Raw genomic sequence first — 12,637 nt, 5'->3', positions numbered from 1 at the left:
TGCTGTGCCATTGTCTTTGGGGGGCCGCCCTGGTGTCCCCCCGGCGGGGGGCGCCCCCCCCGGGCCAGGTGGGCATCGGTGTAGCCCAGCTGCGTGGCGAGCTGCGCGTACACGTCCTGCGCCAGCGACTGGGAGGTTTCGCGCATCACCTTGGCGCGGTTGGGCGGCGCGATGTCGCCACGGATCGACAAAATCTTGGTGTCGTTGCCTTCGCCCTGGGCGGAGAACGCGGCCTTGATCTCGTAGGTTTTGGTGTTGATCAGCGAGAAGTCTGCCAGCAACTGCAGGCCGTACTGGCGGGTGGCGCTGGTGGTGCCTTGCAGGGGCGAGAGTGCGTCGGTGAAGTCGATGCTGGACACCACACCAAACAGCACGTAGTCAGCGCCGCTGAACTCGCCCTTCTTGATGCGTGCGATCACGTTGCCGACCTCGGGCTGCGCCTGGGGGGTGGCCATCTTGCCGCCCTGCACTTGGTTGAGCACCTGCTCGGCCTTGCTGGCCTGCGGCTTGCCCGCATCAAAGCCTTTGCCCTGCACCAGACGGAAGTACGTGCCTTGCAGTAGCGCGCCCTTGATGTCGTTGGTGTAGCCGCCCAGTTCGCGCTGCTCGATGTAGCTGTAGCGCCCGGCCACATAGGTGCCGCTGGCCTGCTCGGACGCCTGCATGGAGTGGCTGCCCGAGTGCGAACCCGATCCGCCGTAGGGGCCGTGGCTGTGGCCACCGCTGTGGCTACCGCCCGCGCTCATCTGGCTGCTGCGCTGGTAGGAGCCCGCCATGAAGAACTCGGACACGCGCTGGGCGTAGGCGAGGTCGGTCACCGCGATCTTGGGCGCCGCGTTCTGCTGCGCATGGGCGGTCGCGCCCCAGGCCATGGTGGTGGCGGCAATCACGGCCAGGGCCGCGTTCAAGGTAGTTCTGCGTTGCATGGTGTGCTCCTCAGCGCTTGCTGGTCTTTCTGATTTCTTTTTCGTCCTGCCATTCGATCGTGCCTTCCTGCACATCAAACAGCTTGAGCGTGAACTTGTAGTACACGTCCTTGGTCGCGTTGTTCTGCTTGACGATGCTGGTCAGCTCGCCTTCCATCGTGTACTTGGCGGCCGTCATCTGGCCGACCTTGGCGGTGGTGCCCTGCTTGTACAGCCCGCTTTGGTTTTGGCGCTGCAGCTCGTCCACGCCTTGCTGCATTTCGTTGATGGAGCGCACAAAACGCACCTTGCCCGACTTGACCAGCGCGGTCTGGATCGAGCTCATCACGTTGGTGGTGTCGATGTATTCGCTGGTCTTGTTCTTCACGGTCGAGATCGTCACCGTGGGGCGGCCCTGGAAGATGCCGGTTTCCAACAGTCCGCCGGTCATCTTCTCGGCAATCATTTGCAGGTCGGTGGAGCCGAACTCGTTGGTCACCAGCTCCACGGCCTTGGCGTCACCGTAATTGACCTGGCGGTCAAAACGCACGGTGGGCGAAGACAAGTTCTGGCAGGCCGAGAGGGCCAGGGTGCTGGCCGCAAAGGCCAGGATGAGCGCAGTGCGCTGGATGGTGTTTTGGGTCATGGTTCTTAACTCCTCACTCAATCTTGGGTTGAAGCGCTGGCTCAGCGCGGTTCCACATTCATTTCAAGGCGCAGATCGACAGCCGCTGAGGTGGGTGCCACGCTCTTGACGGTCTGCTGGCCCAGGCCGAGCACGCTCATCTGCTTCCACGATTCGCCATCGCCCACCTGGTTGCCCACCTGGTCCAGCCACTTGAAGCGGTAGAACACGGTGCGGTCGGTGCGGCCCATGTTGGACATGTCGGCCTGCACCACCAGGATGTCGTTCTTGCGCACGATGCGCATCTCGCGCACGGCGATGCTGTTGGCTTCGCCGCGCAGGGCGACTTTGGAGGCCACGGCCAGCGGGGTGGCCGGGTCGTGCAGCTGGGCACTGGCACTGGTGGCCAGGGTCATCAAGGCTGCGCACACCAATGCAGGAATGGCGGCAATCAGGTGAGCGGGGGCAAAACGGGTTCTCATGCAAGAGGCTCCTTGAAAAGGTCAGAGAGGGTGGTTCAGTTCTTGGCCGCTGCGGCTGCAGGCTTGGCGGCTGTGGGCTTGACCGAAGACTGGGGCACAGCGCGCGAACGGTTGTTGGTGGTGCGCACCGGGGCGGCAGGCGCCACCGCCGCAGGGGCGGGCTGGGGAGCAGCGGCCACGGTCGGCAGCTGGCCCAGCATGGCCACGTCGCCCGTCAACACGCTGTTTTCGTACAGGCGCAGCGGCACGAGGGCGTATTGGCCGTCGATCTTGATGGGCACAGGCAGCGCCCGGCCATTGATGGTGATGGTGTGCTCGCCGGGTGGCAGGTAGCCACGGGCCACGTACACACGGCCGGGCAGCATGCGCCACAGGCGGTCGTCGGCCTGTTCCGTAGCCACCGAAGCGGCTGCGCCAATCAGGCCACCCACCAGGCCACCGCGTTTTTGCAGCTCGTTCTGCAGCACGCCCTTGGCCACGGCGCGGGTGAAGCCACGCAGCACCATGCCAGGCATCTCGTCCTTCAATGCACGGCGGGCCATCACGTTCACGTCCACCACTTTTTCGAGCTTGAGGTCGGTGCCAGCGGCAGAGATCGTCGTGAGCAGCGGGTCGGTGGACGGCTCGATCACCGGGTACGAAATGCTGGCCGTAACCATGCCGCGGCCCGTGGGCACTGGCAGCGTGAAGGCCTTGGGCTTGCGGGCGGGCGCATCGCCTGCCTCCACCACAAACAACACGTCCGTCATGCGCTGGCGGCGCTTCCAGGTGAAGCCGGTGCGCGTATCCAGGCCGCGCAGGCCTTCTTCGAGCACGGCGGTTTCGGGCTTGAGTTCGATGGCCTTGCGGTAGCCGGGGGCTGCCAGGCCGGGCTCGTTGAGCATCTCGTACAGGAAACCGGCCAGATAGTGCGACAGCGCGTTCTGGTAGCCATTTTTAAGGGCCAGCACTTCGGGGTCGTTGAGCGTTTCGACAGGGTAGCCGTTCAGCTCTTTGCCGCCCGACGTGGCGCCCTTGGACTTGGCTTCTTCTTCGGCGGCCAGGGTTTCCTTGGAGCGGAACTCGGCAATGATGGCCTCACGCTCGTGTGTGCGCTTGATGTCCACGCGGGCGTTTTCAAAGTCGCCCACGGCCACGCGGTTCAGGGCCAGGCGTGTGGTTAGCCACACCTTTTCGTAGTCCTGGCCTTCATAGGCCTTCAGGCGTTCGCTGATCAACGCGGCGCCCACGGTGCCCATGAGCTTGGACGGGTTGGTCTTGGCGGTTTCTTCCCATTCCTTGACCTTGTTGTCGGCCAGCAGGAAGGCGTTGGTGCTGTCGGGGTAGCGGCGGTCCATGCGCAGCAGCTCGCCACGTTCCATGTTGTAGAGCAGCGCGGTTTTTTCGTCCTCGGTCTTGGCGGTACTTTCCAGGCTGGCCAGCGCGGCGGGGATGCCGCCCGTGCGCCCAGCGGTCTGCATGTCGCCAGCCACCTTGTCGTGGCTTTGCATGGTGGCGCAGCCGGTGAGGGCTGCGCTCAGCGTCAGCACCCACAAAAGGCGCGGGCGAACGCGCAGGCGGAAACGAGAGGCCAGTGTGGGCTGGTGGGTGGTCATGAATGCTCCTTGCAGATCGGACGGTTGAGCACCAGAAAACCCCGGCCCCGCCCACGCGCGCGGCCACACCACACTGCAGGCACACCGTTCAGGGTATGCCGCGCTGGATGCTGCCGATGGCTGTGATCGAAGACCGGATAAGGGTGGTGCTGGCAACCCGTGCGCCCCCTCCCGGCGCCCTGACGTGCTGCTTGCAACCCCCTCAGGCTGTGTGTTTCTTGGTTGTTTTGTGTAGGTTTGTAGCCTGGGGCGCAATGTAGCAAAAGCTTGTATCTTTTCTGTAACCGTTCCCGGCAGCCGAAACAGGTGGAAACACAGTGCATGTCATTCCTCCACGCGGTTCAGCGGTAGCCGATACAGCCAGACCACCCGCCCGCCCGGTGCGCGCAGTTGCGCGCTGGGCAACACACCCGGCACCGCAAACTCCAGGCTCACCAGCCAGGATCCCGCGGCCATTTCAGCCTCTGCCTTGGCCGCGGCACGCGCCATGCTCTCGGGCCGCTGAAACAGGTAGACCATGCGGTAGGCGCTCCAGTCGGCCGCCCACATGTCGCCACGCCGTACAAAGGCCCAGGGGCAACGCAGCGCACACAGCAGGCGCAAGGGCCAGCTCCATTCCACGCCGTCCAGCTGGGCGGCCGGGTAGGCATGGCGCAGCGCCTTCAAGCCGTCGCCCACGCCGCAGCCTGCATCCAGCACCCGGGCGCCGAGCGGCAGCGGCGCCTGCACCGCCAGCGCCTGCAATGCATAGCGTGGCGTCGGGAACAGCGGCGCATCGCGCCAGGCGTTCAGCGGATAGACCAGCAACAGCAGCGACAGCGGCACCAGCCAGGCCCAGTTGGGCAGGCTGGCGGCCCCCAGCAGCGCCAGCGACAGCGGAAACCCCGTGGCGATCAGCCCCCGACGCCACCAGCTACCCCCCAGCATGCTGGCCGCCGTGCCCAGCAGGCAAGCCACCAGCAGCGCGGCCACCGGGGGCACCGCACGCTGCAGCAACACAAAAATCAGCCACGCGCACGCCCACGCCATCAACGCGGGCAGGGGCCAGGGCATGCGCAGGGTCATAGGGTTCTCAACGGCCGAACAGGCCGCGCAAAAGGTTGACGGGGTTCACCACATTGCCGGGCGCATTGGCATTGGCATCGGTACCGTCGCCTGCGGGCTGGCCACCCGACATACCGCTGGTGTACCCGCCGCCAGCCGAGCCCTGCGACGCCATGCCGCCCCGCCCGCCTTGCGATTCCTCACCCAGCATCGCCATGGTGTGCGACTTGACCCGCACGCGCACAGCCCACTCTGGCTGCCACGCCGCCTTGGGGTCGGCCGGGCGCGGCGGATGCACGATGTGGCTTTCGCCACCGTAAGCCATCATGCGCAACATGGGTGTGGCGTCGCGCCCACCGCCTGCAAAGATGCCTTGCGGGATGGCGCACTGCGTGGTTTCGGGCTGCAGCAGCACGCGCTCCTTGAGCCAGCGGTCGATGGTGGCAGGCGACAGGTAATCGAACAGGCCCATGCCCGTGTCCGGTGTTTCGGCGCTGGACCACATCACCAGGTCGTCTCCGTTCTGCGACATGGCGTGCAGGTAGTAGGCACGCGCGTTGCGCACCGGCTGCCAGCTGGTGCCCATGCTGTCTTGTGGCTTGCCGACGGTGCGCAGGTCGATGGCGGGCATCAAATCTTGCGCCGCGCCCAGCGTGAACTTCATGGACGCGGGCACGCCGTCGCCACGCACCTGGTGTTCGCCCACCAGCGAGCTGTCCCGCGACAGGCTGACCTGGTTGCGCTCATTGGGGTACAGCGCGTAGGCCGGGCCCACGCGCGGCCCCCGGTCGGGCACGGCGCGGCCGGCAAAGGCCTGGGCGTAGTCAGTCGGCTTGGCGCGCGCCAGGTCGATGACCCGCGGCTGGCCCGCGCGCACCGCGCTCCCGCAGCCCCAATACATCAGGATGCGGCCCTTGGGCTGGTTTTGCTGGTACTCCTGTGGCAGATCTCCCGGCTCGGTCTGGGTAGGTTGCGCACGCGGGGGAATCAACGGCAGGGATTCGCCCATGCGCATGCCGGGCGGGATGGCCTGGCTGGCCTCGACACCGGAGCGTAGCGTGTTGTGCAAAGCGATGTCGATGACACGCGGCGGCATGATGGACATGGCGCGGGCGTTGCCATACGACGTATTGCTGCCGCCGCCCATACCCTGCGCGGCGCCACCGCCCACCCCCCCCATGAGGCCTCCGAGCAACCCACCGCCACCGGGCAGGCTGTCCATCTCGGGCATGCCCGCCATGGTGCCGGTGGACACATCCATCCACAGCTGAACCTTGGGAGTTTTAGTGGACTGGGCATGGGCGCCCAGCGAGGTTGTGCACAGGCCGACGGCCAGGCAAACGGGGGTCAGAACGAAGCGCAGGGGGGTCATCATGGGGTCTGCTCCAGGGGGACACTGGGATCACCCGGCAAACCACCATGGGCCGCAGAACAGCGCTTTCGCCGCCCTGTGAAGAGGCCTTGCGGTCAACCCGGGTGTGTTGAACGCAGCGCAGTGTAGGCCCCGCACAGACGCATTTTGCCTGCGCAAGTTACTTGTGGAAACTGTTTGTGTGCGCTATTTCACGCATGTTTGCGCGGCAACAGACCCGCGCCGCCGACCGACGGTTGATCAGCCCCGCAGGCGGTCGATCAACCCGTTGAGCGCCTCCAGCGAGCCAAACTGGATCGCCAGCTCGCCCATGTCCTCCACCCGGCCGTGGCGTTTCACACGCTTTTTCACGCGCACCTCGACCTCGGCCATGAGCAGGTCCGACAGTTCTTCTTCCACGCGCTTCAGGTCGCGCGACTTTTCCTTTTGGGGCTTTTGCGGCACCAGGCTGAACTCGGCGCCGATCTTCTTGACCAGCGCCTCGGCCTCGCGCACCGACAACTTCTTGGCCGCAATCTGGTTGCCTGCCGTGATCTGTGCGGCGCGGTCCAGCGACAGCAGCGCGCGCGCATGGCCCATGTCGATGTCGCCCGCCATCAGCATGGTCTGCACCGGCTCGGCCAGATTGAGCAGGCGCAGCAGGTTGCTGGCGGCGCTGCGCGAGCGGCCCACGGCCTGCGCGGCCAGCTCGTGGGTCAAGCCAAACTCCTTGACCAGGCGCTGCAGCCCGTGGGCTTCTTCCAGCGGGTTGAGGTCTTCACGCTGGATGTTCTCGATCAGCGCCATGGCCGCCGCCGACTCGTCGGGCACATCGCGCACCAGCACCGGCACCTCGGCCAGGCCCGCCAGGCGGGAGGCGCGAAAGCGCCGCTCGCCCGCGATGATTTCGTACTTGCCCGCGTTGTCGCCACCCGTCAGGCGCCGCACCAGGATGGGCTGCATGATGCCTTGGGCCTTGATGCTTTCGGCCAGCTCGTACAGCGCGCCCTCGTCCATGCGTGTGCGGGGCTGGTAGACGCCGGGCACCAGTTCGGAGAGCGGCAGGCTGCTGGGCAGTCCGGCTTCAGCCGCCTGGGCCTGTTCCACTTTTTCTTCGACCTTAGGGCCCAGCAGGGCTTCGAGGCCACGGCCGAGGCCCTTGGGTTTTTTCGTGACCATATCTCTTCAATCTTTCAAAAACGTTTGCAGCAGCGCATGGCCTTCAGGCCAGTCTCCAAGGCCCGACTCGGCATTGATATGCCCGCGCTCGCCGTAATCGACAAACCGCGCACCCCAGGCCTCGCCCAGGGCTTGCACCCGCTCAAAGCTGCAGTACGGATCGGTGCGGCTGCCCACCAGCACCGCAGGGAACGGCAGCGGCTGGCGCGCAATGGGCGCCCAGCCGTGGATCATGGCGGCGATGTCGGGTCGCTCCACGTCACCCGGGGCCACCAGCAAGGCGCCCACCACGCGATGGGCGTTGGCCGAATGCGCGGCCCACCACGCGGTCAGGATGCAGCCCAGGCTGTGCGCCACCAGCACCACAGGGCCGTCGGCATCGACCACGGTTTCTTCCAGGCGCGCCGACCAGTCGCCGCGCAGCGGGCGCATCCAGTCGTGTTGCTCCACGCGGTGGTAGCCATGCTGGGCCTCCCACAGGCTTTGCCAGTGGTCCGGGCCGGAGTTCTGCCATCCGGGCAATAGGAGGATGTTGGATGCCTTCATTACTACTATATTGATAGCTACCAGCGCTTATCCATCAAGCGCTAGAGGCCATTTTGGCTATAGAAGTGGCGGCAGCGGGCATGTTCTGCACGCGGTCCACCATCTCTTGCGCAAATTCGACAAACGCCTGGCTGCCCTTGGCCGCCGGGTCAAACACCACGCCGGGCAAGCCGTAGCTGGGCGCTTCGGCCAGGCGCACGTTGCGCGGGATCACGCTGTTGAACACCTTCTCGCCAAAGTGGCCCTTGAGCTGGTCGCTGACCTGCTGCTGCAAGGTGATGCGCGGATCGAACATCACTCGCAGCAGGCCGATGTTCTGCAGGTCGGCTTTGAGGTTGGCGTGCACCTGCTTGATGGTGTTGACCAGATCGGTCAGGCCTTCGAGCGCGAAGTATTCGCACTGCATGGGCACGATGACGCCGTGCGCGCTGCACAGGCCGTTGAGGGTGAGCATGCTTAAAGACGGAGGACAGTCGATGAGCACAAAGTCATAGTCGCCATCTACCTCGGCCAGTGCGGCCTTCAGGCGCTTTTCGCGGTGGTCCAGCGCCACCAGTTCGACCTCGGCGCCCGCCAGTTCGCGGTTGGCGCCCAGCACCCAGTAGCCACATTTTTCCGACAGCACGGCCGCCTCTTTGACCGAGGCAGACTCAAGCAGCACGTCGTACACCGTGAGGTCGAGGCTGCGCTTGTCCACGCCCGAGCCCATTGTGGCATTGCCCTGCGGGTCCAGGTCGACCATCAGCACGCGCTGGCCGATCTTGGCAAGACCTGCAGCAAGGTTGACGGTGGTGGTGGTCTTGCCAACGCCACCCTTTTGGTTGGCAACGCAGAAAATTTTGGCCATGTGGGTGTTGCAGTCCGTGGTGTTTTTGTCGTTGTTTTATTTGGAGATGGCCAGTTTGATGCCAAAGCCGATCAGAAAGACGCCCGCCACTTTTTCCAGCACGCGGCCGATGCGCGGGTTGGCGCGCATGCGCTCGGCCAGGTGGTGCGTGAGCAGCACGGCGACCAGCCCATAGATGAATGTCAGCACCGCCACGGTCGCCGCCATCACGCCAAAGGTCAGCATGCCTTGATGGCGCGCGGGGTCGACAAACAGCGGGAAGAACGCCATATAGAACACGATGGCCTTGGGGTTGAGCAAGGTGATCAGCCCGGCCTGCTTGAAGTAGTGGCGCGGCTGGATGTTGAGGATGGGTTGTGCGCCGGGTTTGGCGGTGAGCATCTTGAAACCCAGCCAGGCCAGGTAGGCCGCGCCCAGCCATTGCACTGCGTTGAACGCCGCGGGGTACGTGGCCAGCAAGGCCGCTACACCGGCCACCGCCGCCCACATCAGCACCTGGTCGCCTGCGATCACGCCCATCGTGGCTGCCAGCCCGCCGCGCACGCCGCCCTTGCTGGTCGAGGTGATGAGCGCCAGATTGCCGGGGCCTGGAATGGCCAGGAACAACACAATGGAGGCGACAAAGGCGCCGTAGTCTGCGATGCCGAACATGCTTAGGACTTCCGCAAATAAGGATGCAACGACGGTACGTGCTCTTGTGGCAGGAGGCACGCCCAATCCGGTTTTGCGTAAGTCATGATGATCTCTCCCGGTGTGCTGGACGGGTGCGCAGATGGATGCACCCGAAGTGAGGTGCCGAGTTTACGCGACCACCCCATCCCGGCCGCTGAGAAGTCAGCGGCCGGTGGTCAGACCGGCTTCATCCAGATGATGCAGCGCTCAGCGTCAAGCCCCGGCACCGCAAGCTGTTCCACGTGAAACACCGACACATCGGCGGGCAGCGCCGCAATTTCATCCTCGGGGTGTTTGCCCTTCATGGCCAGCCAGACCCCGTGCGGCGCCAACAGCGCAGCCCGAGACCACGTCACAAAGTCGGGCAGCGAGGCAAAGGCGCGGCAGCTGATGATGTCAAACGGTGTCGTCAGCGTCTCAACCCGCGCGTGCACGCCATGCAGGTTGCGCAGCTTCAGCGCCACCGCCGCCTGCTGGATGAACGCCGCCTTCTTGCCCACGGTGTCCACACAGCTCACATCCACCTCCGGGCAGCAGATGGCAAACACCACGCCGGGCAAGCCGCCGCCCGAGCCGACGTCGAGCAAGCGCACAGCGCCCTTGCCCTCACCCGCCAGCACAGCGGCATGGCGGCGCAGCGGTGCCACGGCGGCCAGGCTGTCCAGCAGGTGGTGCGTCAGCATCTCCTGCGGGTCGCGCACAGCCGTCAGGTTGTAGACCTTGTTCCACTTTTGCAGCAGGGCCAGAAAATCCATCAACAGGGTGATTTGCGCATCGGTCAGCCCCAAGGCCAGCGCATCGGCTCCGGATTGCAGCTGGTTGCGCAGCGCATCGTTACTCACTGCCATCGTCATGCCGCCACTTCCCCTTCTGCTTGGACAGGCACTACAGGCGCCACCGCAAACTCCTTGAACCCACCCCGTTTCAAATGCACCATCAACAATGAGATCGTCGCAGGTGTAATGCCCGGAATGCGCGAAGCATGGCCCAGGGTTTCAGGCCGGTGGCGGCTCAGCACCTGGCGCGCCTCGATGCTCAAGGCCGTGACCTGTAGGTAGTCCAGTTCGGCTGGCAAGCGCAGCTTCTCAAAATGCGCGGCGCGCCCTACTTCATCCCGCTGCCTGTCGATGTAGCCCGAATACTTGGCGGCAATCTCCACCTGCTCTACCACCGGCTCGGCCAAAGCCCCCAGCGTTTCACGTGAAACATCATTGGTCGCGTATTTGCCGCCGTCCATCGACATCAGACTGGGGTAGTTCACATCCGGGCGGCGCAGCAGTTCGAACAGGTTGTATTCATGCTCGATGCTCTTGCCCAGCACCCGCTCAGACTCCGCCGCAGGCAGGCTGCGCGGGTTCACCCAGGTGGCTTTCAGGCGTTCTGTTTCACGTGAAACAGCATCGCGCTTGCGGCTGAAGGCGTCCCAACGTGCATCGTCCACCAAGCCCATGCGGCGCCCTGCTTCGGTCAGGCGCATGTCCGCGTTGTCCTCCCGCAGTTGCAGGCGGAACTCGGCCCGGCTGGTGAACATGCGATAGGGCTCGGTCACACCCTTGGTGATCAGGTCGTCCACCAGCACCCCCAGGTAGGCCTCATCGCGGCCGGGCAGCCAAGGCGCATCGCCCCGGCACTGCAGCGAGGCGTTAATGCCTGCGAACAGGCCCTGTGCCGCCGCCTCTTCATAGCCCGTGGTGCCATTGATCTGCCCGGCAAAAAACAGGCCCTGGATTTGCCGCGTCTCGAAGCTGCTCTTGAGCGAGCGCGGGTCAAAGTAGTCGTATTCGATGGCGTAGCCGGGGCGCAGGATGTGCACGTTCTCCAGCCCCTTCATGCTGCGCACCAGCTCGTACTGGATGTCGAACGGCAGGCTGGTGGAGATGCCGTTGGGGTAGAACTCGTGGGTGGTCAGGCCCTCGGGCTCCAGAAAGATCTGGTGGCTGTCCTTGTCGGCAAAGCGATTGATCTTGTCTTCGACACTGGGGCAGTAGCGCGGGCCCACGCCCTCGATCTTGCCGGTGAACATGGGGCTGCGGTCAAAACCGCTGCGGATGATCTCGTGCGTGCGCTCGTTGGTGTGGGTGACCCAGCACGGCATCTGGCGAGGGTGCATCTGCGCATTGCCCATAAAGCTGAACACCGGCACCGTGCCCTCGTTCACACCACCGGGCATGCCGTCGCCGGGCTGTTCCGCGCACTTCGAGAAGTCGATGCTGCGCCCATCCAGCCGGGGTGGCGTGCCGGTCTTCAGACGGCCCTGAGGCAGCTTCAGCTCCTTGAGGCGTGCCGAAAGCGACACCGCAGGCGGGTCCCCTGCCCGTCCGGCTGCGTAGTTATTCAGACCCACGTGGATCTTGCCGTCGAGGAAAGTCCCAGCCGTCAGCACCACCGTGCGACTGCGAAAGCGGATACCCACCTGCGTGACGGCGCCCACCACCCGGTCGCCCTCCACCATCAAGTCGTCCACCGCCTGCTGAAACAGCCACAGGTTGGGCTGGTTCTCCAGCATGCGGCGGATGGCCGCCTTGTACAAAATGCGGTCAGCCTGCGCGCGCGTGGCGCGTACAGCCGGGCCCTTGCTGCTGTTGAGAATGCGGAACTGGATGCCGCCTTCGTCCGTGGCCAGCGCCATCGCACCGCCCAGCGCATCCACCTCTTTCACCAAGTGGCCCTTGCCGATGCCACCAATGCTGGGGTTACAGCTCATCTGCCCCAGCGTCTCGATGTTGTGGGTCAGCAGCAGCGTTTTGCTGCCCATGCGCGCAGCGGCCAGCGCGGCTTCGGTGCCGGCATGGCCACCGCCGACAACGATCACATCAAATTCTTGGGGATACAACATGGGAGCGCTCCGGGGCCCTGGGCCCGATGGTAAAGAGCCCGAGTCAACGCGGGCAACCCGCGATTTTCCCACTTTGCATCCATCACGTCCTGCCCCACGCCGCAGCCAGGGTTGTTCAGGGTTGTTTCACGTGGAACACGTCTGCAGGATTCCTGCCCATGGCCTGTGATTCAATGGCAAGCACCATGCCCCAAACCACCCCCTCCTCCCTCCTCATCTTTGCCGGCAGCACGCGCCAGCAATCCTTCAACCGCAAACTGGCCCACGCCACCGCCGCCATCGCGCGCGACGCGGGCGCCACCGTCACGCTGCTGGAGCTGTCGGATTTCGACATCCCGCTGTACAACGCCGACCTCGAAGCCCAGGGCACACCGGCCGACGTGATCCGGCTCAAAGAGATCCTGTGGCAGCACCCCGCCTGGGTCATCTGCTCGCCCGAGTACAACGGCAGCTACACCGCCCTGCTCAAGAACACCATCGACTGGGCCTCCAGCCCCGTCAAAGGCAACCCCGACTGGCAAGACGGCGGCAAGAGCTTTCGCGGCAAGGTGGGGG

The 12,637-nt window shown here is 64.9% G+C and carries 13 protein-coding genes; 1 reads left to right on the top strand and 12 read right to left on the bottom strand.

The features are described from left to right. The 12 genes from ACK41V_RS22110 to mnmG all read right to left on the bottom strand — a co-directional run. The coding region (locus ACK41V_RS22110; RefSeq protein ID WP_409785615.1) for a hypothetical protein at window positions 1–926 on the bottom strand (926 nt) is incomplete at its 3' end. A 10-nt stretch (window positions 927–936) separates the two neighbouring features. After that, entirely contained in the window at window positions 937–1,551 is a 615-nt protein-coding gene (gene lpoB / locus ACK41V_RS22105; RefSeq protein WP_409785613.1) for a penicillin-binding protein activator LpoB, read from the bottom strand. A gap of 41 nt (window positions 1,552–1,592) precedes the next feature. After that, entirely contained in the window at window positions 1,593–2,012 is a 420-nt protein-coding gene (locus ACK41V_RS22100; protein WP_409785611.1) for a YcfL family protein, read from the bottom strand. Between the two features lie 35 nt (window positions 2,013–2,047). Next, window positions 2,048–3,607 (bottom strand): COG3014 family protein, encoded by a 1,560-nt coding sequence (locus ACK41V_RS22095; protein WP_409785610.1) that lies wholly within the window; start codon window positions 3,605–3,607, stop codon window positions 2,048–2,050. A 324-nt stretch (window positions 3,608–3,931) separates the two neighbouring features. Beyond that, window positions 3,932–4,672: a class I SAM-dependent methyltransferase gene (locus ACK41V_RS22090; RefSeq protein ID WP_409785609.1), complete on the bottom strand. Its 741-nt coding sequence runs from the start codon at window positions 4,670–4,672 to the stop codon at window positions 3,932–3,934. A 7-nt stretch (window positions 4,673–4,679) separates the two neighbouring features. Beyond that, a complete protein-coding gene (locus ACK41V_RS22085) occupies window positions 4,680–6,026 on the bottom strand; it encodes a hypothetical protein (protein WP_409785607.1) in 1,347 nt (448 codons plus the stop codon). A gap of 237 nt (window positions 6,027–6,263) precedes the next feature. Further along, entirely contained in the window at window positions 6,264–7,181 is a 918-nt protein-coding gene (locus tag ACK41V_RS22080; RefSeq protein WP_010465109.1) for a ParB/RepB/Spo0J family partition protein, read from the bottom strand. Between the two features lie 6 nt (window positions 7,182–7,187). Further along, window positions 7,188–7,727 (bottom strand): RBBP9/YdeN family alpha/beta hydrolase, encoded by a 540-nt coding sequence (locus ACK41V_RS22075; protein WP_409785606.1) that lies wholly within the window; start codon window positions 7,725–7,727, stop codon window positions 7,188–7,190. Window positions 7,728–7,761: 34 nt separating this feature from the next. Further along, window positions 7,762–8,574 (bottom strand): ParA family protein, encoded by an 813-nt coding sequence (locus tag ACK41V_RS22070; RefSeq protein WP_409785604.1) that lies wholly within the window; start codon window positions 8,572–8,574, stop codon window positions 7,762–7,764. A 36-nt stretch (window positions 8,575–8,610) separates the two neighbouring features. Then, window positions 8,611–9,225, bottom strand: coding sequence for a LysE family transporter (locus tag ACK41V_RS22065; protein WP_409785603.1), 615 nt, complete (start codon window positions 9,223–9,225; stop codon window positions 8,611–8,613). A gap of 197 nt (window positions 9,226–9,422) precedes the next feature. Beyond that, window positions 9,423–10,100 (bottom strand): 16S rRNA (guanine(527)-N(7))-methyltransferase RsmG, encoded by a 678-nt coding sequence (gene rsmG / locus ACK41V_RS22060; protein ID WP_409785602.1) that lies wholly within the window; start codon window positions 10,098–10,100, stop codon window positions 9,423–9,425. After that, window positions 10,097–12,082, bottom strand: a complete 1,986-nt coding sequence (mnmG, locus tag ACK41V_RS22055; protein WP_409785601.1) for a tRNA uridine-5-carboxymethylaminomethyl(34) synthesis enzyme MnmG — start codon at window positions 12,080–12,082, stop codon at window positions 10,097–10,099. The genes rsmG and mnmG overlap by 4 nt, the downstream gene beginning before the upstream one ends. Before the next feature lie 185 nt (window positions 12,083–12,267). Between mnmG and ACK41V_RS22050 the strand changes: the two genes are divergently transcribed. Then, window positions 12,268–12,637, top strand: a 370-nt coding sequence (locus tag ACK41V_RS22050; RefSeq protein ID WP_409785600.1) for an NADPH-dependent FMN reductase, incomplete at its 3' end; no start/stop codon positions are given.

This window comes from Acidovorax sp., from assembly GCF_046291265.1.
Taxonomy (GTDB): Bacteria; Pseudomonadota; Gammaproteobacteria; order Burkholderiales; family Burkholderiaceae_C; genus Acidovorax.
This window is presented reverse-complemented; position numbering and strand designations above follow the sequence as displayed.